This is a genomic window from Marinifilum flexuosum, from assembly GCF_003610555.1.
Classification (GTDB): Bacteria; Bacteroidota; Bacteroidia; order Bacteroidales; family Marinifilaceae; genus Marinifilum; species Marinifilum flexuosum.
Window position 1 is genome coordinate 749,995 of sequence record NZ_RAPQ01000008.1, and the last position, 20,948, is coordinate 770,942.

The 20,948-nt window shown below is 36.8% G+C and carries 23 protein-coding genes; 7 read left to right on the plus strand and 16 right to left on the minus strand.

Annotated features, from left to right (window positions below; genetic code table 11):
- The first annotated feature begins 10 nt into the window (after positions 1-10).
- From nrfD to BXY64_RS03210, 4 genes are read left to right on the plus strand one after another with little or no spacing between them, the layout of a single operon-like run.
- Complete coding sequence (gene nrfD, locus BXY64_RS03195) at positions 11-1,390, plus strand: NrfD/PsrC family molybdoenzyme membrane anchor subunit (protein ID WP_110361076.1); 1,380 nt, start codon at positions 11-13, stop codon at positions 1,388-1,390.
- Positions 1,391-1,394: 4 nt separating this feature from the next.
- The gene (locus BXY64_RS03200) at positions 1,395-1,916 is read left to right on the plus strand and encodes a DUF3341 domain-containing protein (RefSeq protein WP_120238513.1); all 522 of its coding nucleotides are present in this window, start codon (positions 1,395-1,397) and stop codon (positions 1,914-1,916) included.
- 19 nt (positions 1,917-1,935) lie between these two features.
- Positions 1,936-3,099 carry a quinol:cytochrome C oxidoreductase gene (locus tag BXY64_RS03205; protein ID WP_120238514.1) on the plus strand — a complete coding sequence of 388 codons (1,164 nt, stop codon included), beginning with the start codon at positions 1,936-1,938 and terminating at the stop codon, positions 3,097-3,099.
- Between the two features lie 20 nt (positions 3,100-3,119).
- Positions 3,120-3,695: a c-type cytochrome gene (locus BXY64_RS03210; RefSeq protein WP_110361073.1), complete on the plus strand. Its 576-nt coding sequence runs from the start codon at positions 3,120-3,122 to the stop codon at positions 3,693-3,695.
- A gap of 486 nt (positions 3,696-4,181) precedes the next feature.
- On the opposite strand, the gene BXY64_RS03215 is transcribed toward BXY64_RS03210, so the two are convergent.
- The 7 genes from BXY64_RS03215 to BXY64_RS03245 form a co-directional block, all read right to left on the minus strand.
- The gene (locus tag BXY64_RS03215) at positions 4,182-4,502 is read right to left on the minus strand and encodes a cation transporter (RefSeq protein ID WP_120238515.1); all 321 of its coding nucleotides are present in this window, start codon (positions 4,500-4,502) and stop codon (positions 4,182-4,184) included.
- Positions 4,503-4,592: 90 nt separating this feature from the next.
- Positions 4,593-5,459, minus strand: a complete 867-nt coding sequence (locus BXY64_RS03220; protein WP_120238516.1) for a protoheme IX farnesyltransferase — start codon at positions 5,457-5,459, stop codon at positions 4,593-4,595.
- A gap of 3 nt (positions 5,460-5,462) precedes the next feature.
- Entirely contained in the window at positions 5,463-6,413 is a 951-nt protein-coding gene (gene coxB / locus BXY64_RS03225; RefSeq protein WP_120238517.1) for a cytochrome c oxidase subunit II, read from the minus strand.
- A 3-nt stretch (positions 6,414-6,416) separates the two neighbouring features.
- A complete protein-coding gene (locus tag BXY64_RS03230) occupies positions 6,417-6,704 on the minus strand; it encodes a cytochrome C oxidase subunit IV family protein (RefSeq protein ID WP_120238518.1) in 288 nt (95 codons plus the stop codon).
- A gap of 10 nt (positions 6,705-6,714) precedes the next feature.
- Positions 6,715-7,332 (minus strand): cytochrome c oxidase subunit 3 family protein, encoded by a 618-nt coding sequence (locus tag BXY64_RS03235; protein ID WP_120238519.1) that lies wholly within the window; start codon positions 7,330-7,332, stop codon positions 6,715-6,717.
- Positions 7,325-8,935 (minus strand): cytochrome c oxidase subunit I, encoded by a 1,611-nt coding sequence (locus BXY64_RS03240; protein WP_120238520.1) that lies wholly within the window; start codon positions 8,933-8,935, stop codon positions 7,325-7,327. The genes BXY64_RS03235 and BXY64_RS03240 overlap by 8 nt, the downstream gene beginning before the upstream one ends.
- 71 nt (positions 8,936-9,006) lie before the next feature.
- Positions 9,007-9,789, minus strand: coding sequence for an SCO family protein (locus BXY64_RS03245; protein WP_120238521.1), 783 nt, complete (start codon positions 9,787-9,789; stop codon positions 9,007-9,009).
- Positions 9,790-10,014: 225 nt separating this feature from the next.
- On the opposite strand from BXY64_RS03245, the gene BXY64_RS03250 reads away from it, so the two are divergent.
- Complete coding sequence (locus tag BXY64_RS03250) at positions 10,015-10,485, plus strand: c-type cytochrome (RefSeq protein ID WP_120238522.1); 471 nt, start codon at positions 10,015-10,017, stop codon at positions 10,483-10,485.
- Positions 10,486-10,492: 7 nt separating this feature from the next.
- Here BXY64_RS03250 and BXY64_RS03255 read toward each other — a convergent pair whose 3' ends face one another.
- From BXY64_RS03255 to rsfS, 5 genes are all read right to left on the minus strand, one after another.
- Positions 10,493-10,756, minus strand: a complete 264-nt coding sequence (locus tag BXY64_RS03255; RefSeq protein WP_110361064.1) for an SEC-C metal-binding domain-containing protein — start codon at positions 10,754-10,756, stop codon at positions 10,493-10,495.
- 81 nt (positions 10,757-10,837) lie between these two features.
- Entirely contained in the window at positions 10,838-11,614 is a 777-nt protein-coding gene (locus tag BXY64_RS03260) for an SDR family oxidoreductase (protein WP_120238523.1), read from the minus strand.
- An 87-nt stretch (positions 11,615-11,701) separates the two neighbouring features.
- The gene (locus BXY64_RS03265; protein ID WP_170150562.1) at positions 11,702-12,526 is read right to left on the minus strand and encodes a phosphatidate cytidylyltransferase; all 825 of its coding nucleotides are present in this window, start codon (positions 12,524-12,526) and stop codon (positions 11,702-11,704) included.
- Between the two features lie 223 nt (positions 12,527-12,749).
- Complete coding sequence (ftsH, locus tag BXY64_RS03270) at positions 12,750-14,774, minus strand: ATP-dependent zinc metalloprotease FtsH (protein ID WP_120238525.1); 2,025 nt, start codon at positions 14,772-14,774, stop codon at positions 12,750-12,752.
- Positions 14,775-14,790: 16 nt separating this feature from the next.
- Positions 14,791-15,174 (minus strand): ribosome silencing factor, encoded by a 384-nt coding sequence (gene rsfS, locus BXY64_RS03275; RefSeq protein ID WP_120238526.1) that lies wholly within the window; start codon positions 15,172-15,174, stop codon positions 14,791-14,793.
- 213 nt (positions 15,175-15,387) lie between these two features.
- Here rsfS and BXY64_RS03280 point away from each other — a divergent pair, with 213 nt between their 5' ends.
- A complete protein-coding gene (locus BXY64_RS03280; protein WP_120238527.1) occupies positions 15,388-16,137 on the plus strand; it encodes a biotin--[acetyl-CoA-carboxylase] ligase in 750 nt (249 codons plus the stop codon).
- A 78-nt stretch (positions 16,138-16,215) separates the two neighbouring features.
- On the opposite strand, the gene BXY64_RS03285 is transcribed toward BXY64_RS03280, so the two are convergent.
- From BXY64_RS03285 to pyrE, 4 genes are all read right to left on the minus strand, one after another.
- Positions 16,216-18,525: a TonB-dependent receptor gene (locus BXY64_RS03285; RefSeq protein ID WP_170150563.1), complete on the minus strand. Its 2,310-nt coding sequence runs from the start codon at positions 18,523-18,525 to the stop codon at positions 16,216-16,218.
- A 108-nt stretch (positions 18,526-18,633) separates the two neighbouring features.
- Positions 18,634-18,960: a hypothetical protein gene (locus BXY64_RS03290; RefSeq protein WP_120238529.1), complete on the minus strand. Its 327-nt coding sequence runs from the start codon at positions 18,958-18,960 to the stop codon at positions 18,634-18,636.
- Between the two features lie 84 nt (positions 18,961-19,044).
- Entirely contained in the window at positions 19,045-19,542 is a 498-nt protein-coding gene (locus tag BXY64_RS03295) for a hypothetical protein (RefSeq protein WP_120238530.1), read from the minus strand.
- 86 nt (positions 19,543-19,628) lie between these two features.
- The gene (pyrE, locus tag BXY64_RS03300; protein ID WP_120238531.1) at positions 19,629-20,261 is read right to left on the minus strand and encodes an orotate phosphoribosyltransferase; all 633 of its coding nucleotides are present in this window, start codon (positions 20,259-20,261) and stop codon (positions 19,629-19,631) included.
- A 93-nt stretch (positions 20,262-20,354) separates the two neighbouring features.
- Here pyrE and BXY64_RS03305 point away from each other — a divergent pair, with 93 nt between their 5' ends.
- Complete coding sequence (locus BXY64_RS03305) at positions 20,355-20,948, plus strand: NUDIX hydrolase (RefSeq protein ID WP_170150564.1); 594 nt, start codon at positions 20,355-20,357, stop codon at positions 20,946-20,948.

Here is a 20,948-nt window from a genome sequence, read left to right on the forward strand (position 1 = left end):
ATCCACGCCTATGTATGTGTCGCCTATTAGAGAACCCCTTGTAACGGGGAAGAAGACCTACAAGAAAATAACGGATGAAATTTCTGCTCCTATCGAAGGCAAGCCCGGAAAAGCATGGTATGCAGGCATCACTTTAACGGTTTCTGCATTGCTGCTCGGACTGGCCATGATGGGATATACCATTTGGGAAGGAATTGGAACTTGGGGACTAAACAAAACCATTGGTTGGGGATGGGGAATCACCAACTTTGTATGGTGGGTTGGTATTGGTCACGCGGGTACCTTTATTTCTGCCATCCTGCTATTGTTCCGTCAAAAATGGAGAACCAGTATCAACCGTTCGGCCGAGGCTATGACCTTATTTGCTGTAATGTGTGCAGGTTTGTTCCCTTTAATTCACATGGGCCGACCATTACTGGGATTTTTCGTTTTCCCATACCCAAATACGCGTGAACTCTGGGTAAACTTTAATTCCCCATTGTTATGGGATGTTTTTGCCATTAGTACTTATTTCACAGTATCTCTGCTTTTCTGGTATGTGGGTTTAATTCCTGATATTGGAACCATAAGAGATCGAATGAAATCCAAATTTAAGAAGTGGATCTACGGATTGTTGAGTTTTGGTTGGACAGGTTCGGCGAAACACTGGCAGCGCCATGAATCAATTAGTTTGATTTTGGCTGGTTTAGCAGCGCCACTTGTACTTTCGGTTCATAGTATTGTAAGTACCGACTTTGCCACCTCAGTGATTCCTGGTTGGCATACCACCATCTTCCCGCCTTATTTTGTTGCGGGAGCCATCTTCTCTGGTTTTGCAATGGTATTAACCTTGCTGATAATAACCAGAAAAGTATTACATCTTGAGAACTACATTACCGTCGGTCATATCGAATCGATGAATAAAATCATTATTGCAACAGGGTCTATTGTTGGTATTGCCTACATTACCGAGTTATTTATTGCATGGTATTCGGGCGTAGAATACGAACAGTATGCTTTTCTAAATCGTGCTACAGGACCATATTGGTGGGCTTACTGGATCATGATGACCTGTAATGTGATATCACCACAATTGTTGTGGTTTAAGAAATTACGACGAAATTTGGTATTTACTTTCATACTTTCCATTTTCATTAATATCGGAATGTGGTTCGAACGATTTGTAATTATCGTTACCTCTCTTCACCGCGACTATTTGCCATCCAGCTGGTCGATGTACGAACCAACAATGGTAGAAGTTGGAATTTTTATTGGAACACTAGGCTTGTTCTTCACCTGTTTTCTTCTTTTTATTCGAGTATTCCCGGTAATTGCAATTGCCGAGGTTAAGAGTGTATTGAAGAGCTCAGGAGATCAAAAAGATAAATCTGAAACCAAAGAAAAACACTAGAGACATGAGGAGATACATTTCGGCATATTTCGAGGATGAGGAGAATCTTTTAAGAGCAACAAAAGATTTAAGAAACAAGCAGTTTTCTATTCAGGATGTTCTGACTCCTTTTCCGATTCACGGTTTGGATCCAATTCTAGGTTTCAAACGATCAAGAATACCAACAATTGGTTTTATTGGAGGAGCAATTGGCTGTATCATAGCCTTTGGCTTCCAGGCTTGGGCATTTGTAGTAGATTATCCTTTGTTCATTGGTGGGAAGCCACATTTTGCGATTCCATCCTTTATCCCAATTACCTTTGAATTGACTGTTTTGTTTGCTGCTTTTGCGATGGTATTTGCTTTCCTGATTCGATCGAAACTAGGACCCGGTGCAAACAATCCAATTCACGATGAAAGAATTACCGATGATCGATTCATGATTATTGTTGATTTGGATGAGGCAGGAAATCAGGATGAGTTGGTGAAAGAGATTCTGCTAAAGGAGGAAGCTCAGGAAATTAAAGTGAAAGAGATTGACAAATAACCTTCAAAATCACACAGAGATGGAAGAAAAATATACTTTAAAACGAAAAACACAATATGGAATCTTATCCATTGCGGGCGTTGGAATTCTCTTGCTGATTTTGGGCTATTTCATCGAATCGCCAAACAGGCAGGAATTGTGGGCCAATGTTTTAATCAACAACCTCTATTTCTTGTTTATTGCCTTGTTTGGAGGAGTTTTTCTAGCGCTTCATAAGATTGCTTATGCAGGTTGGTATACCGCTTTAAAGCGGATTCCTGAAGCCTTAACCAAATTTTTACCAATATCGGCAGCCTTAATGTTTTTGATCTATTTTGGAATGCACGATTTGTATCACTGGTCACACGAAGGACTTCATGATCCCATTTTGGAAGGAAAAGCTGCATATCTAAATGTGCCATTCTTTTTTGCACGCATGGCATTGTATTTTCTGGGTTGGATTGGTTTGACCTATTTGCTGAGGAAGAATACGCTGGATCAGGATTTGAATCCGGATTTAAAATATCACAACAGGGGTAAAATTTTGGCTGCCTTATTTATGGTGTTTTTCGCAATTACTAGCTCTACTATGAGCTGGGATTGGATCATGTCTATTGATGCACATTGGTTCAGCACCTTATTTGGATGGTTCATTTTCATAGGAATGTTTGTGTGCGGTATCGCCACAATTATATTGCTGATAGCCTTCTTAAAATCTCAAGGTTATCTTGAATATATCAACAAAGAACATATCCACGATATGGGAAAATACCTATTCGCTTTCAGTATCTTCTGGATGTATTTGTGGTTCTCCCAGTACTTGTTGATATGGTACAGTCACATTCCTGAAGAGACCGCCTATTTTGCACCACGACTAACTGATCACAAAGTTTTGTTTTTTACAGTCCTGGTCATCAATTTCCTATTTCCATTTCTTGCACTAATGACAAGAGATGCCAAGCGAAATTTAAAATGGTTAAGCTTTGTAGCCATAGTTGTACTGATAGGACATTGGTTGAATATTTACATGCTTGTGATACCTGGAACCGTTGGTAAAACTGCACAGATTGGCTTAATCGAAATTGGTTTTATTGCCTTGTATTTGGGAGGATTCTTGTATGTGGTATTTACTTCCTTGGCTAAAACACCATTGTTGGTGAAAAATGATCCTTTACTCGAAGAAAGTTTCCATTACGAAACCTGATTCACCTAAAAAGATTGATTATGAGAAAAAAGAGATACATATCGATTTTAGCATTGTTGCTGATAGGAGTAATGATTTCATGTGATAAGGATAACAATCATCCGGGCTATTCCTATTTTCCAGATATGCAGGATTCAAGAGCTTATGAAACCTATTCTTCCAATCCAAACTTTGCCGATGGAAAAACACTAAGGTTGCCTGTGGAGGGTACCATTCCAAGAGAAATGATTCCTTATGATTTTGAGAAAACACCAGAGAACAGAACCTGGGCAGGTCAAAATATCGTGAACATGACAGAAATGAGCATGGAGGATGTTGCAAGAGGCAAGGAACTGTTTGGCATCTTTTGCATCAACTGTCATGGAGAAAAAGGTGATGGGCAAGGATTTTTATACACCAGTGGGAAATATCCTTATGAACCTAAGAGTTTGGTTACGGATATCCTGAAATCTACACCCCGCGGAGAGTTTTTCCACGTAATAACTGCTGGTTATGGTGTTATGGGAGCCCATGGTCCTCAGATTAAACCTGATGACAGGTGGAAGATTATTGAATACATTAAAGTTGAACTACAAGGAAAAAATCTGAACAATTAGCTTGAAATACAAATCAATTAGATTTAATATCGGTATGCCTTTTAAAAGACATACCGATATTTGATTTCCTCAAATCCCCTTGAAATATCCCGATATTCCTTCGAATATTTGAGAAAATTTCTAGTCAAAACCAGTACAAACTGTGACAATATTTTTAATCGAACTCAGGTTAGTATTAAGGGCTGATAGTCTGCATCCTTAAAAGATTGGAACATGCCTTCCTTTAAGGATGAAGACTTTCTACCGTCGGTAGAAGGTGTTACTACCGCTCGGTATAAGCATCATCTACCGACGGTATAAGAATCGACTATCGTCGGTATAAACCTCTTATACCGACGGTAGAAAGTGAACATACAAAGGGGACTGATTATTTGATTAGGGAAGGAAGGGACCTTTTCTGATTAGGCTAAGCTAATGAGTACTATGGATAGCAAAAAAAATCAGAAGTAAAGCTACCTCTGATTTTATACTGGTTTAGATATTTTATTATTCATTTACGGTATAGCCTACCGTTTCAATTTTTTGAGCAATCTCCTCACGATTCACCTTGTCTTTTTCAACCATAATGGTTACGCGGTTATTCTTGTGAGAGGCTTTTACTTCTTTTACTCCTTTGACTTGCTTTAATCCGTTTATGACAGTGTTTTCGCATCCGGTACAAGTCATTCCACTCACATCAAATTCCATTTTTTGATATTCTACAGTTTGAGTGGTGCTTGCTTTATCAGTTTGCTCTGATTTTTTTGTGTTCGACTGACATGCGGCAAATAAACCTACCGCCAGTAATAGAATTAATATTTTTTTCATCGTATTTTGCTTTAGTTGATTTATAAATTTAAATAGTATCGCCTTAAATGTCCAGTAAAACCGTTTTAATAACAAATTGATAACAAGATACTACAAGAACAATCTGTCAATTCCAATCATTATCATTACCAGTAAGAAATACAAATTAAGCCTAAGAAATAGTTTTCTGGTATGTGATCTTTCTTCCTTTTTAAGCAATATAAAACTATTGGGTATAATCCACATGGATAGTATGAGTAAGGCCCAAATCAAAATCTGAGAAGAAATCACACTAAATGCGGGTAGTAATAAAGCTACAACAATGGTTGCCAGCATCCATACCAAGGTAATTTTTCGAATTTGATTGAATGTAAATACATCGGTTAGCACCTTAAATCCTGCTTGTTTGTAATCTTCGCCATACAACATTAGCAAGAGCCAAAAATGTGGTATCTGACCAATAAAAAAGAAAAAGGATAATGCCAAAATAGGAGGAGCAAATAAATCACCACCTGCTGCTACCCAACCAATCCAAGGAGGGAAAGCTCCACTTAAAGCTCCTGGAACTACTGCAAAGGCTGTGAATTGTTTAAGTGGAGTGTAAACCAAGTTGTACCAAAAAATGGAGAGGATTGCGATCCATAAACTGGTTATATTTCCTCCCCAGGCAAGAAAACCACATCCTGTCAATAGGAAAAGTGCACTCCACCTCACTGCTTCTGAAATGCTAATTCTTCCCGATGGTATGGGCCTGAACTTTGTCCTGTTCATTAATGCATCTTTCTTGTATTCCTGGATATGATTTAGAGCTGAAGCACCCATTACTATCAAAAATATGCCAAAAACAATATGAAACATTTGCCAGGATATTTCAGGCGTATACAGAATAAATCCTGTAAAACACGATATGGCAATAGGAACAGCAATTTTTACTTTTCCCAATTCTAATAGTACTGATATTTTTGCTTGTATGTTCATAGGCTATTGATCCTCGCTTAAAGTTTTCATGAATTCAATAATTTCTCCAATGTCTTCTTCGGTAAGTTCGTTTTTGTAAGAGAGCATCAACCCTTTTTGATATCCATCTACGATATCATCATTCGGATTGTAAATTGAATTCAATACATATGCACTATCTACAACAACTTCTCTCTTTTCTTTGCCCGTTTTTACCAATTCCTTCGACCCAAATAATCCTTTCCACGTTGGTCCCACTAATTTCGAACCATCAATGGAGTGACAAGCCAAACAACCATTCTTTTTTACGATTGCAAGTCCTAAGGCACCTGGTTTGTCGGAAATTAATTGCACAGTTTGAGTAGTGTCAATGTACCAGGAATCGAACTTTTCCTGAGGCATTACTATTACTGATGTTTGCATGTAGGAGTGCCTCAATCCACAATACTCAGTACAGAACAGATCGAATTCACCCTCTCGTCCGGGGATAAACCACATCATGTGTTCCTGTCCGGGCACAACATCCTGTTTCAATCGAAAAGCCGGAATGTAAACACTATGCAATACATCCAATGCTACCAAATCCAATTTAATGGCTCTATCAATTGGCACGTAAAGCGTATCGGTTGTCTTACCGTTTTCGTACTCGAATTGCCAATTCCACATTCGCCCAATGGTTTTGATCTCAAAAGCATCTTCAGGCGCTTCCTTCATAGGTTTATATCCTATCCAGCCATAGTAAAACATTACCATAACTAAAGCTGTTGGTATTACGGTCCACAATATTTCCAAACTAACACTCCCGTGGATTTGTGTTGCTTTTGGGTTTTTCGATTTACGATATCGAAATACAAAATATATCATTACAATTGTGATGGCTATAAGGAAGAATATGGTAATTCCTAATATCACCATAAAAGAGGTGTCAACTCCTTTTACAAAATTTGAAGCATCGGCTATTCCTTTCGAAAACATAAGCTATCGGTATAAGTAGTCCATGAATGTAATAACTATAACGCAGGCCAGTAGCAAAAACACACTTGCCACCATAATGCCATAAAATTTCTTGTCGAATTTTAAATGCATAAATATCAGCAATACCAAAACCGACTTGATACTTGCCAGTAGTAATGCCATGGTAACCGTATATGGGCCCAAATCAATTTCTGTTACTGCTACTGATACAAATGTCATAAACAGCAGTACGATCAAGACATATACATATGTTTTGTATTTTACGATGTGTGTATGTTGGTCTTTCTCCATAGTGCTTTATTTAGGTAATGAGATAAAATAATGGGAAAAGGAAAATCCAAATTAAATCGACAAGATGCCAGTATAATCCGCTGTTTTCGAGTATGACGAAATTATCATGTTGTACTTCATTTTTAACAACCAAGTACATTACATAGCCAATAAAGGCCATCCCTATAACAATGTGAAGAGCATGTAAGCCTGTCATTGCGTAGTACAATCCAAAGAATAGTAATTCACCTCTACTTGCTTCTTGTAATGTCATGCTTCCCGGATAAATTCCATGAGAGATTTTACCACTCCATTCGAAATATTTGTTCACCATAAAAGCCAGGGCCAACAGAAGAGTAACCCCCATTAATATCAGTGTAAGCTTTTTGTTCTTGTACTGAATGGCACTGATCGACATGGCAATAGTCATACTGCTTACCAGTAGAATAACTGTATTGATTGTCCCTAGAGTTGTATCCAATTCTTCGGCAGCCAAATGGAAAGCCAAAGGATTTAAATATCGATAAACCGAATAGGCAATGAATAGTCCACCAAATAGGAGAAGTTCCGTGAAAATGAAAATCCACATACCGGTTTTAGCACCTTCATCATCTCTGTGTTCGTCTATGTGTACCTGATGATCATTCATATCCGTAAGGGTGTTTGGTTACAGTTGGAATTTCTTCAAAATTTTCAAGGCTTGGAGGACTTGCCACCGTCCATTCCAGAGTTTTGCCTTTCCAAGGATCAGCTTCAGCAGTTTCTCCATGTTTTCCAGAGCGAACAAGGTTGGTGATAATGATAATCAAACCAGAGATCATTAGTAATGCACCAAGCGATGAAACAATATTAGGACCATGGAATTCATCAACATAGTCGTAATATCTGCGAGGCATACCTGTCATACCCAAATAGAACATTGGCAGGTAAAGGATGTTGAATCCTGTAAAGAAAATTGCCAGTCCGATATTTGCCCATGATTTGTCGTACATTTTGCCAAACATTTTAGGATACCAATAATGAATAGCTCCAAAGAAGGCATAGCCTGTTCCACCAAATACAATAAAGTGGAAGTGAGCCACAACAAAAGCGGTATCATGCAAATGCACATTGGTTGATAATGCTCCCAACACCATTCCCGATAATCCACCAACCATAAAGACAAACAGAAAGCAAAGTGCCCATAAGAATGGGGTTTGAATATCGATGGATGCCTTATGCAAGGTTGCTACCCAGTTAAAAATTTTAATTGCACTAGGTATGGCAACAAAGAAGGTTAATATGGAGAAGGTGTACAGTGCCGTACCACTCATTCCCGAGGTAAACATGTGATGTCCCCACACAAAGTAACCCACAAAAGCTATGGCTAGGGTAGAGACCACAATTGCCTTGTATCCGAAGATGGTCTTACGTGCAAATGTTGGAATGATTTCAGAAATCACACCCATGGCAGGTAATATCATGATGTATACAGCAGGGTGGGAGTAGATCCAGAACAAATGCTGATAAAGGATTGGATCGCCACCTAATGCAGGGTCGAAAAATCCAATCTGCATGGTTCTTTCCAGTACAATCATTAAAAGGGTAACTCCTACAATTGGAGTGGCCAATACCTGAATCCAGGATGTTCCATAAAGTGCCCATGGGAACAATGGCATTTTCATCCATGTCATTCCAGGAGCACGCATTCTGTGCATGGTTACAATAAAGTTAATACCTGTAGCAATAGATGAGAAACCTAAAACAAATGCACCCGTAACCGCCGGTAGCATATTGGTTCCTGTTCTGAAACTATATGGAGCGTAGAATGTCCAACCTGTATCTGGAGGACCATCACCTATAAATTGAGCTGATAATGCAATGAAAGCCCCAATAATATATATCCACCATGAGAGTAGGTTTAACTTTGGGAAGGCTACATCTTTTGCTCCAATCATGATTGGCAGAAAGAAATTCCCAAAAACAGCTGGCAAACCTGGTACCACAATCAGGAATATCATTGTAATACCATGCAGTGTAAAGAAGCTGTTGTAGGTTTGAGCATCCATAATGGTCTTGCCCGGAGCAATAAGCTCAATTTTCATGGCAAGTCCAAGCAGGGCTGCTACACTAAACAATACTAACATGCTGTACAAATAGAGCAGACCAATGCGTTTGTGGTCTGTCGAGAAAATCCAGGCAAACAGTCCTTTGAATCGTCCTTTGTATTCAAGGTAACTCACCTCGGTGTGCTGATTTACGGCTTCTGACATATGTGTAGGTATTAATTTATTTGACTACAGATTACACGATAATTACTGTTTTTGAATGGTGTAATTTGTGGTTAGGATCTTTTTTTTCGTGGTTTTCTAATCACCAGTAATAGGAATATGATGATTCCCATTGCAAGTATGATTGTACCTGTAATTTTTGTAATATTTAAAACATAGGCCTGTCCTACAGGATCATATGAATAACAATATTGTAATATTTTATTGATGGTAGGTCCGGCTTGACCTTTAGACGCCTCAAGCATGGCCAGTTTAAATTCGAATGGAAGAAAATAAGTTCCATTTAAATATCGGGTAATCTTACCTTCTGGGCTCAATACTATAACTGTAGCTGCATGTGTATAGTCGTTACCAGTTTTTTTGTAACGAAATCCCATGCTTTGTGTTGCTTTGACAATGTTTAGACTGTCAGCAGTAAAGAATTTCCAACCTTCTTCGGTGTTTTTTCCTTTTACCAATGATTTGTAGTTGTTTTTCTTTTTAATGGCCAAGTCAATGGTTTCTGTAGGATCAAAACTGATTGTGATTACTTGGTAATCTTCGGAAAGTTCTAAGTCACTTTTTTCAATAACTTCTGCCAATCCATCCATTAAGGGACTGCAAATTCCGGGACATCGGTAGTATACAAATATTAATGCAGTAGGCTTATCGATCTGCTTTTTTAGATTAACCAATTCACCTGCTTCGTTGGTAATCATTATGTCCTCAGGGATATATTCTTCAAGGTGTTCTATTACACCTACCTCAAAGTCATAATATAACTCTTTAGCATTTTGACTAACCGAAATAAAAGATTGAAGAAGAAAGGCAAGGCAAATAGCAAGTTTTAACTTCATAGTTATTCCTCCAAATTTTAGGGTTAAGGAGAGAAAATGGGCAATAATCCAATAAAATTATTCTCGTCCGGTTAAGTGGTTCTATATAAATATATAAAATAATTTTGTAGTTTTTTATGCTTAACTTTCTTTTTTTACGACACTTAGCTATTTAGATGGTAGATTTATTTTGATAATATCACTTGTGTTGATTATTTTTATTAGGTCTAAACAAGAATCTGAAGCATGAAATTAATAAACCTAATATTTGTCTTAATCTCATTCCTTTTAGTTACAGCTTGTGGAGGGGCTGATAAAAAAAAGACGGTAAATACAGATCAAAATATAAGTTTGTCGGAAACAGACTTAGAGAAAGGTGCGGTTTTATATCGAGCGAAGTGTATGAATTGTCATATGAAGTCGGGAAAAGGAATAGAAAAGTTTTATCCTCCTTTAGCTGATTCGGATTATTTAAGGGAAAATTTGGAAGATGCCATTTATATGGTGAAGTATGGCAGCAACAAACCAATAAAGGTAAATGGGATAAAATACAATAGCCTTATGCCTGCCTCTGGATTAACTGATGAGGAATTGGTTTTGGTATTCAATTATATCCTTAACTCCTGGGGAAACGATTATGGAAGTATTACTTTGGATCAGGTTAGGGCTGTAAAAAGAAAATCAAAAGAGATCATTCCATGGAATGATCTCTTTTGATAATATTTTAACTTACACTGGTTCTAACTCTAAAATGTTCTTTCCTCAGTTTTTTTACCGATAAGATTTTAATTTCTTCTTCGCCTGTTTTTTCATCTATTTTTCGAACTGCAATTTTGCTTCTTTTTTGATGATCTGGATAATGACAGGATTTGTATTTTTTGCCACTATCGCAATAACATTTTTCATTGCGTTCCATTTTTACGTAGTAAAATTCTTCCTCATTAGTTGAATTGAAGAAGTTTAAAATGTTGTCGAGTAAATTCTTCATTGTACAAGAGTTTTTAGGATTACATTTTGGGTTCCTTTAAGTTAATGTTTATCCTAATTGGAAGCAAATGAAATTATAAATTTAACCGTGTACGCCTAATATTTGCCCACCATCAACACTAATGGTTTGGCCTGTGATGTAACCCGAAGCAGGAGATAGTAGCCATGTTGCCAATTGTCCTAAATCATCAGGATTTCCCATTCTTTTCATTCGAATTCCTGAAGCTATTTTATCTTTGGCTTCTTGAGCTGTAATATTTTCCTGCTCCGCTTTTTTATCCAGTAAACGATTAATGGCTGGAGTTTCATGATAGCCTGGTCCAACAATATTTAATGTTACACCCGAATCAGCAATTTCCTGTGACAATGTTTTTACAAATCCTACCACTGAAAGTCTTAAGGATGTACTTAGAACCAAATTGTCGATAGGTTGTTTTACCGATGAGCTTTCCAGGAATACCATTCTTCCATAAGATTCCTTCAGCATCAAAGGAACAAGAGCTTGAGTAAGGGCTACTTTCCAGCGCAGCAATTGATGATAGGCATTGTCCCAGTCATCAATTTTGGTTTCCAGGGTTTTCATTGCCGGCGGACCATCAGCATTCACAAATACACCAGAAATTTTCCTATTATTAATCTTATCTAGTAAAAGTTGTATGCTCTCAGGTGCAGTAATATCTGCGCAAAAACTTTCAATGGAGTTAGGCTTATCTTTTTCTAGTTCATTTAGTTTTTCATCGCTACGGGCAATAGCAATTACTTTGGCTCCATCCTGAACCAGGTATTTTAATACTGCAGCTCCAAAACCAGAAGTTGCACCGCATACTACAAAAAGTTGATCTTTAATATTTAAATCCATATAGAAATTATTTTTAGATTGAAATTCTACTAAAAATAACTTTTTCTTTTTGGATTTTATTCTCGATATGCAATGATTATGAGTTTTTTAACGGAAGAACTCATTAATGATCTGAAGAAATACGAAAATCATTGGAGAAACAAGTAATATAGCATCGAATCGATCCAATAAACCACCATGTCCAGGAATAATTGTTCCAGAATCTTTAATATTAAGACTTCTTTTTAGTAAGGATTCTACCAAATCACCCATCGATCCGAATACCACAACAATAGCACCGCCAATAATCCATTGTACAGAAGTTAAATCCTTTGAATATAATGAAATTAAGTAGGCAATGACAAGTGTAATTACCGCACCACCAATACTTCCTTCCCATGATTTTTTAGGAGAAATTCTCTCGAATAAACGGTGTTTGCCAAAGTTTACACCAACCAAATATGCACCAGTATCATTCGCCCAAATTAAAACGAAAATGCCCATTAAAATCTCCCAATGAAATTCATTATCTCCAAAAGGGAAAACCATGAAATTCAAAAGAGAAAAGGGTAAAGCTACGTATAGTAATCCCATAAATGTATAGGCGATGTTTCCAAAAGGATTTTCCTTTTTACGGTACATCTCAATTATTGGGATAAGTACCAGTAAAGGAACAAACAAGGCAAATAGTGTGGAGTTGTTAAAATGAGTATAGGCAAAACATGATGTGAACAAAAGCGCTGCGCCAATTAATCCTGTAGTAATTTGAGGAATGCAATTGTTTTTTTGAATGAGTTTGTAGAATTCATAACTAGCTAGTAGTGTAATGCCCATAAATACTGCGAAAAAAGCAAAGGGATGAATAACTATTCCTGCTATAAGTACAATTACGAATATCGCTCCAAATAATGTTCTTGTTAAAAAGTTCCCCACGTGAAAAGAATTAATAGTTCTTTGATGCAAGCACCAATTTGTTCAGTTAGTGTTTCAGCTTTCAAAAGTAGTGTTTTTTCACGACTTATTTGAGTAAGATCTTCTGAGATGATGTTTTAATAACTTCTTACAGATTGTTTGTCAGTATATTTTAAAAATATGTCAAAAAGAAAAGCTGAATTACCAATGGTAATCCAGCTTTCAAATATTCTATTAAAACAGATTAAACTGCTTTACTTTCATTATCATCTTCAGTTGTTGGAGGAATAATTTTCTTTTCTTCTGCCTCTTGTTCTTTGCCAAAATTTCTTTTTCCAAAGATTTCTTCAAGATCCTCACTAAAGATTACCTCACGCTCTAGAAGAAGTTCAGCCAATTTGTTGTGACCTTCTTCATTGTTACGAAGCACTTGTTTTGCTCTTTCGTAACTGTTTTCAATCAAAGTTTTTACTTCTTGATCGATCAACTCAGCGGTTTTTTCACTATAAGGTTTCGAGAAAGAGTAATCAGACTGACCTGATGAATCGTAGTAACTTACATTACCAACCTTATCGCTCATACCAAAGATTGATACCATTGCAATTGCTTGCTTGGTTACCTTCTCCAAATCGTTTTGAGCACCAGTTGAAACTTTACCAAAAGTAATTTCTTCGGCAGCTCTACCACCAAGAGTAGAACACATTTCATCAAGCATTTGCTCTTTGGTTGTAATACTTCTTTCCTCAGGAAGATACCAGGCAGCACCAAGAGCTTTACCACGAGGAACAATGGTAACCTTTACCAATGGATGTGCATGCTCTAGCAACCATGAAATTGTTGCGTGACCAGCTTCGTGATAAGCAATTGTCTTTTTCTCTTCTAAAGAAATGATCTTGTTTTTCTTTTCAAGACCACCAATAATACGATCGATCGCATCAAGGAAATCTTGTTTTTCAATGATATCTTTTTTCTTTCTTGCAGCAATTAAAGCAGCTTCATTACATACATTGGCGATATCAGCACCAGAGAAACCAGGCGTTTGTTTCGCAAGAAATTCCTGATCAATTTTTGGATCAAGCTTTAATGGTTTTAAGTGTACATTAAAGATCTCTCTTCTTTCGTTCAAATCAGGTAATTCAACATGAATTTGACGATCGAAACGACCTGCACGCATTAAAGCTCGGTCAAGAATGTCAGCACGGTTGGTTGCTGCCAAAATGATTACACCTGAATTGGTATCGAAACCATCCATTTCGGTCAATAATTGGTTCAAGGTATTCTCACGTTCATCGTTTGATCCCATATTTGGGTTTTTACCACGGGCACGACCAATTGCATCAATCTCATCGATAAATACGATACAAGGTGCTTTCTCTTTGGCTTGCTTGAACAAATCGCGAACACGGCTTGCCCCAACACCTACGAACATTTCAACAAAATCAGAACCCGACATGCTGAAGAAAGGTACGTTTGCTTCGCCAGCAACAGCTTTTGCCAATAAGGTTTTACCAGTTCCTGGAGGTCCTACTAATAATGCACCTTTAGGAATCTTACCACCTAATTTTGTATATCGTTGTGGATGTTTCAAGAATTCCACAATTTCTTCTACCTCTTGTTTGGCTTCAGCCAGACCAGCAACATCATTAAAATTAACATTGATATTAGATTCTTTGTCGAAAACTTTAGCTTTCGATTTACCAACGTTAAAGATGTTACCACCTCCGCCACCGCCACCGGCACCACGGCTCATTCTACGGAAAACATAGAACCAAATTCCGATAATTAGAGCAAACGGAAGTATCCAACCAATAAAATCACCAAAGTAATTTTCATGAGTTGTATATTCGGGTTCAACCCTGTCGTATTCAGAGATTCTTTCCTGAGCCTTATCTAATTGTTCAGCGAACTGCTCAATAGAACCAATCGGGAAGGTATAATGCGGACCTGATTTAGATGGTGAATCGAAACTAGATTCGAAAAGATCAGGATACTTGTCTAAACTTTCTTCTCTTAGGTAAACATTAACTTCTAAAAGATTTCTGATCACAACAATTCGGTCAACATCCTGGTTGCGGATCATTTCATTTTTAACCTTTTGCCAGCTGGTTTCTTTTGGACTTTGTCCCAAGTCCAGCAAGTTAAGGGCAATGAAGGCTACTGCGATTAAACCATAAATCCAATAAGCATTGAATTTAGGAGGCTTAATCATGTTGTTCCCATTTTTCCCTTTTGAAAAAGGAGATTTATTTTGATTATTATTCTCTGTCATTCTTTTTAGTTAAAGGTTATTGATTAGGCTGAGGATCCTCCATTCGGGTGATTGGAGCATCTGCCCATAAACTTTCTAATTTGTAAAAATCTCTATATTCTTTTTGGAAAATATGAACTACAACATCTGCATAGTCCAAAAGGATCCATTGTGCATTTTGTAATCCTTCTTTTTTCCATACTTTTTCGTTAATTTCTTCTCTTACGTAATCTTCAACGGAATCAGCTAAACCTGTAACATGCGTAGTAGATGTTCCATTACAGACTATGAAATATTTACATACCGAGCTGTCGATATTTCTTAAATCTATTTTTACAATATCTTCAGCTTTCCTCTCTTGCAATCCTTCAATAATTGTCTCAACCAGCTCCTCTGAGTTATACTCCTGCTTTTTTGTCATATTTTAATTTTACTTACAAAGATAATTTTTTTTTATTCTCAATAACTTCCTTTTGCATATTGCTTGTCGAAAGTGTTATAATTTACTAATCTACAGATTTTATAAGCTTTCAAGAGTTATAATTGTTTAATCTTTCTTCTTATTTTTGTCGATCAGGAATGTATTATTTTTAAAGATAGTAATTCCATAAATGATAAACCAACAAGCCATTACATGCAGCAAAAATTATTTACTCCCCAATTAATTATACGTAAGAACGAGATAAATTCCACAAATAATTTTGCCCTGGAATTGATAAAATCCGCAAATCCTGCAGCCGGGACTGTCGTTTTGACATTAAATCAGACAAAAGGCCGCGGACAGCAAACAAATTCTTGGGAAAGTGAAAGTGGCAAAAACCTTACCATTAGTATCATTCTTAGACCAGAATTTCTACCAATTCCCGATCAATTTCATATTTCGATGGTAATTTCTCTTGGCGTGTATGATTATTTGAAAGAATATTTGGATGATGTTCTTGTTAAATGGCCAAATGATATTTATGTTGGAGATAAGAAAATTGCGGGAATCTTGATCGAACACTCCATAATGGGATCTGTACTGAGTACATCGGTATGTGGGATTGGTTTAAATATTAACCAAAGAAAGTTTGTATCGGATGCTCCAAATCCAATTTCTCTTTTGAACTGTACAAATCAGGAGTATGATTTAGAGACAGAGCTTTCGAACTTATTGGGTAAAATTGAAAATAGATACTTCCAACTTGAGGATGGCGATAAAAAACAGTTGGAAAAAGATTACTTAGATACACTTTATTGGATGAATGAACCTCATACCTATGAGGATAAAAATGGTGTATTTAAGGGAAAAATTGTGGGAATTACAGAATGGGGACAATTGAGAATTGTTGCAGAAGGAAAGGAGAGAATCTACAATTTTAAAGAGGTGAGTTTTATTAAATAAGTATAGCTTTAATACCAAATTAAAAAAACCTGATAGACAAGAAGTATTTATCAGGTTTCTTTATTATCGCGGATTCTTTTATAGATTGAATGACAATTTTACATTCACATTTCGTCCCGGATTATAAAATCCTAAAGGTTTAAGACTCGACAAATGATCTGTATAAGTCTTGTCGAACAAATTGCTTACGCCTGCCAATAGTTTAGCATTAAAGTTTCCAATTTTAAAAGAAGTTCCTGTTTGAATATTAAACAGATGATAGTCTGCAGTTTTGGTTTCAAACTGAGCAGGATCATTTTGATCCATAGCATATTTCCATTCGAATTTGATAAAAGGATTCTTAAATTGCTTGTTGCCTTTACCAAAGAATTCCAGGCTTGTATTCAATTTGTGTTGTGGTATAAATGGCAGTCTTCCGCCATCATCTTGCTTCCCAATTACCATTGAATAATCGGAATGAATTTTTAGGTAATCTACTGGTACTACATTTATCGCAATTTCACCTCCATATAATTTGGCATCTTGCTGATCGTATGCATAAACAAATCCGGCTCCTTCTGGGGCAGCTTCATCAGTAGGTGCCAAATAAATAAAATCGTAAACTTTATTATAAAAAAGTGAAAAATCGATATTGTGATTACTTGTGTGATAATGTAGTCCCAAATCGGTTTCGAAACTTTTTTGAGCATCTAAGTCGGAATTTCCTTCCTCGAACCTGTTACCATGAAGACCATGTTGTGAAAGTTCAGCCAAATTTGGCACACGGTATCCTGTAGCCAGGTTAGTTCTCATTAATAATGATTCAGAAAGGTGAAATGTTGCACCTAAGGAAGCGTTCAGGTTATCAAATTTCCGATTGATATGTACCATTTCTTCTTCATGATGTTCCTCCTCTTCTTCGTGATGATCACCTTCCTCTTCATGATGTTCGTCTTCTGGTTCTCCGTGCGAGTGTCCACCAGCTTCTTGTTCCGGAACGTAAAGAGATCTGTGATCATATCTAACCCCAAGTTGAATATCTGCTTTCCCAACTTCCTTTTTCAGCAAAGAGAATAAAGAAAAGTCATCAATTTTCGCATCAGGGATAATTCTATTCGGAGCTCCCTGATTTTTGTTCGATTGATGCATGCCTTGAACTCCCACCAGGAACTCTGTGTTTTCTCCTGTTGGGAAATACAACTTACTGTCGTAGGTGAAGGTTTTTAAATCCATATCCACCAATCGGAAATGCTCCGAATTAGGATTACCTTTTAATTGTCGGTTATTGAATTGATATGCAGCATTTACTTCCAACTTGTAATTTCCCAGAAATAATCTGTTTCTCGACGAAATAAGGTGCTGGCTTAAATCCTGAAACCAATAGTGGTTCTTTCGATTGCCTGCACTTACAACCTCTAAAGCTTCACTGTTTGTCATACCTAATTTAGGCTGTAGGTAGTCGTAATAAAGTTTAAAACTACCAAAGTCTTTAATCAATCCTAAACCCAATTGTAATCCTTCTGAATTGAAACGGGTATTTGGTACAAACTCACCATTTCCGTCTTTGTAATCGCGATGAGATTGTTTTGTTGCTCTTAGCATCCAGAACAAACTGTTCGAACTTCCTTTTACGCCAATGCTGTGATTCCATCCACTGGATACAGAGTGAAATTCAGAAGAAACATCTGCTTGAATTGAATTCGCTGGTGCCGGTTTTTCGCGAAGGATATTAATCACACCACCCATTGCATCCGATCCGTAAAGCAATGAGGCAGGACCTTTTATTACTTCGATATGATTTGCTCCTTGTTCATTAACCAAAAATGGATGATCGGTTGAGAACTGGAAATTTTCTAATCGAACTCCATTGTTTAAGAAAATGATGTTGTTTAGGGATAATCCTCTGATGACAGGAGTACTTACTGCCGGACTTCTTGAGATTACATCAACACCTGGTATGCTGGATAGCTTTTCTCCAAGCGAAGGACTGACCAATAGTTCCAATTTCTCTTTGTTAAGAACTGAAATTTTAATTGAGTTTTCGTGCTGAGCCGAAGGAAAACCACCGGAAACTACGATATCTTGGGTGGTTACTGAGGTAAATTCCATATCAACATTAAGTTGATTGTTTTCGGATTGAATGTTAATGGTTTTGATAATTGATTCGTAACCAACAAAAGAAAACTGAACCGTTAACTTCCCTTCTGGAAGATGTTCCAATACATAAGTACCATCAGAATTACTAACTGCACCTTTTTGTAATTCTGGTACAAAAATACTTACTCCAGGTAGGGGAGTGCCATGGTTTTGATCTTTAACGGTCCCACTTAATTTGTTGTTGCTTAGCTCTACTGATGAGAAAGCGTAAAAAGGCAATAGTAATAATACTGCCAGAAAATATCTGATCATAATTTGAAAAGAGTTTTTTGATTTGGTAAAACACAAATACAAGTCGATAAGTGATATCAACATAGATTCACTTCAAATGCATAATTTGAGACTTGTTTTTTAAGGCATTTATATTTCAAAAAACTCAGGAGGAGCACGCAAGCTAAAATCAAATCTCGGAGGAGTTTGAATTTTAATGGTTTGTTTTGCTTTGTGAGATATGAATTCAGTACTGCTAACAGCAGGGATATGAAGCATATCAGTAGAATCAAAATAGAAGTAGTCGAAATCCTGAATAGCACAAATGTCAGCTACATCAGGAGTGTGATTTGTACAAGAATGACAATGATGCTCGTGATTAGGGAACATCATGTGCTGGGCTTTAATTACAATTGGCAGAACAAATGCCATTGCAAGTAAAAAACCAAGAATTCTATGTCTACTATTTAGATTCATTCAATCCAAAGCTATTTAAAAAATAGCAAGGCACAAAAAAAGCCGTTGAGTTTTTTCAACAGCTTATCCTGATCAAGTTTGATCCTATTCCATATTCTGAAGTGCACTGAAAGGAATTTGAGTCAATCCCTCTGCCAATTGATTGATGCCTTTTTCCAACTTCTTTTTCAGCATCATTTTCATCATGGCATTTAATTCAGCATGCACGGTTAATCGCACTCTAGTGTCGTAAGGTCCCTTATCAATTAATTGAATCCATAAACAGAATTCGAATGGACTTCTTCCGTACCCGGTTAATTTTAAGGTTTTATTTTCTTCTTTTTCGACAAATTGTAATCCAGCTTCACCGAATCCTTTAATTACAAATGTACAGTTGTCTTCAGTTGCTTCCCAATGTTCGATGTGTTCTTTAATGTTCATCTTCTTTTTGGTTTGAGCTTCAATTTGCTCTTGCACCTGAGGATTTTCTGCAGCCAATTCAAAAACTTTGGCAATTTTTCTAAAATCAGATAAGAAACCATATACATCGCCTACCAGATGTGGAATCTTATGTACTTCACTTACAATTTTTGTTGTCGACATTAGTCTTCGTATTAAGAATACAAAAGAGGGTACTCCATAGGAATACTCTCTTTTCTAAAATTATTTTTTTATCGGTAAACCAGTATTTAAACACCCCAGCTTGCCGGATCTTTTCTCCATTCTTTCAATTGATCAACATCTTCAGCTTTAATGTATCCAATTTCTTGAGCACGATCGATCATGATGTTGTATTCACTTAAAGTATCAAGCTTACAATTGTTTTCAGTAAAATTATCAACTGCTTTTTGGAAACCATAAGTAAAAATAGCTACCATACCCAATACTTCGCAACCAGCTTCTCTTAAAGCTTGAACAGCTTTTAAACTACTACCGCCAGTCGAAATTAAATCTTCGATAACCACAACTTTTTGTCCTGGCTTAATTTCACCTTCAATTAAGTTGGTCATTCCGTGAGCTTTTGCCGATGAACGAATGTAAACCATTGGTTTATTCATTTCTTCAGCAACCAAAGCTCCCTGAGCAATAGCACCTGTTGCAACACCTGCAATTACTTCAACTTCAGGATATTTTTCCATTATAACTTCAGCAAAAGCTTTCTTGATATAGGTTCTAACCTCTGGGTAAGAAAGGGTTTTACGGTTGTCACAATAAATAGGAGATTTCCATCCCGATGCCCAGGTAAATGGGTTTGTTGGTTCTAGTTTAATTGCCTTAATTTGTAGCAAATATTCAGCGACTTGTTTAGCAGTATCTTGCATACTTTCTCTGGATTTATGGATTGTTATACGAATTCAAAACACGGAAATTCAAAGCATTATGTTTTTCCGATGTATTTTAAAAATCTACCGCAAATGTATAAAGTATTTTTTAAAGATCGATTGATTTTTTTAGGTGATAAAAAGGAATGTGTGAATTTTGATGGAATGGTTTATGCATGGACTGAAGGAGAATCACTTGAAGGATTAATTCTTCAGTTTGATGAGGAAGAACACAGGGAGCAAATTTTTGTGGTTGCCGACGATCTTGAAGCGCTTTTTGCTCATTTTAAATCGTGCTTTAAATACATTGAAGCTGCAGGTGGAAAGGTATACAATTCGAACCATGAGATTTTGGCCATTTACCGATTGGACAAATGGGATTTGCCCAAAGGAAAAGTAGAGAAGGGTGAAGAAATTCCCGAAGCTGCAATTCGCGAGGTGGAAGAGGAGTGTGGAATCTCTGGAGTTGAGATCGAAAAGGAACTTAACTCGACCTATCATACTTATTGGATGAAAGGCAAATTTGTTTTGAAACGCACCTATTGGTATCAAATGACTTATTCAGGATCTGAAGAATTGGTTCCTCAAACCGAGGAGGACATTCAGGAAGTAAAATGGTTGGCCCAAGATAACATGGAAGCGTTTAAAAACAATACTTATGCTTCCATACTGGAAGTGATTGCATAA

Coding starts and splice junctions, on each gene's coding strand:
- BXY64_RS03200 (WP_120238513.1), top strand. CDS start 1,395: ATGAGGAGATACATTTCGGCATATTTCGAGGATGAGGAGAATCTTTTA.
- nrfD (WP_110361076.1), top strand. CDS start 11: ATGTATGTGTCGCCTATTAGAGAACCCCTTGTAACGGGGAAGAAGACC.
- BXY64_RS03210 (WP_110361073.1), top strand. CDS start 3,120: ATGAGAAAAAAGAGATACATATCGATTTTAGCATTGTTGCTGATAGGA.
- BXY64_RS03230 (WP_120238518.1), bottom strand. CDS start 6,704: ATGGAGAAAGACCAACATACACACATCGTAAAATACAAAACATATGTA.
- BXY64_RS03285 (WP_170150563.1), bottom strand. CDS start 18,525: ATGATCAGATATTTTCTGGCAGTATTATTACTATTGCCTTTTTACGCT.
- BXY64_RS03215 (WP_120238515.1), bottom strand. CDS start 4,502: ATGAAAAAAATATTAATTCTATTACTGGCGGTAGGTTTATTTGCCGCA.
- BXY64_RS03240 (WP_120238520.1), bottom strand. CDS start 8,935: ATGTCAGAAGCCGTAAATCAGCACACCGAGGTGAGTTACCTTGAATAC.
- BXY64_RS03260 (WP_120238523.1), bottom strand. CDS start 11,614: ATGGATTTAAATATTAAAGATCAACTTTTTGTAGTATGCGGTGCAACT.
- coxB (WP_120238517.1), bottom strand. CDS start 6,413: ATGTTTTCGAAAGGAATAGCCGATGCTTCAAATTTTGTAAAAGGAGTT.
- BXY64_RS03255 (WP_110361064.1), bottom strand. CDS start 10,756: ATGAAGAATTTACTCGACAACATTTTAAACTTCTTCAATTCAACTAAT.
- BXY64_RS03305 (WP_170150564.1), top strand. CDS start 20,355: ATGTATAAAGTATTTTTTAAAGATCGATTGATTTTTTTAGGTGATAAA.
- BXY64_RS03295 (WP_120238530.1), bottom strand. CDS start 19,542: ATGTCGACAACAAAAATTGTAAGTGAAGTACATAAGATTCCACATCTG.
- BXY64_RS03205 (WP_120238514.1), top strand. CDS start 1,936: ATGGAAGAAAAATATACTTTAAAACGAAAAACACAATATGGAATCTTA.
- BXY64_RS03290 (WP_120238529.1), bottom strand. CDS start 18,960: ATGAATCTAAATAGTAGACATAGAATTCTTGGTTTTTTACTTGCAATG.
- ftsH (WP_120238525.1), bottom strand. CDS start 14,774: ATGACAGAGAATAATAATCAAAATAAATCTCCTTTTTCAAAAGGGAAA.
- rsfS (WP_120238526.1), bottom strand. CDS start 15,174: ATGACAAAAAAGCAGGAGTATAACTCAGAGGAGCTGGTTGAGACAATT.
- BXY64_RS03220 (WP_120238516.1), bottom strand. CDS start 5,459: ATGAACATACAAGCAAAAATATCAGTACTATTAGAATTGGGAAAAGTA.
- BXY64_RS03235 (WP_120238519.1), bottom strand. CDS start 7,332: ATGAATGATCATCAGGTACACATAGACGAACACAGAGATGATGAAGGT.
- BXY64_RS03245 (WP_120238521.1), bottom strand. CDS start 9,789: ATGAAGTTAAAACTTGCTATTTGCCTTGCCTTTCTTCTTCAATCTTTT.
- BXY64_RS03250 (WP_120238522.1), top strand. CDS start 10,015: ATGAAATTAATAAACCTAATATTTGTCTTAATCTCATTCCTTTTAGTT.
- pyrE (WP_120238531.1), bottom strand. CDS start 20,261: ATGCAAGATACTGCTAAACAAGTCGCTGAATATTTGCTACAAATTAAG.
- BXY64_RS03280 (WP_120238527.1), top strand. CDS start 15,388: ATGCAGCAAAAATTATTTACTCCCCAATTAATTATACGTAAGAACGAG.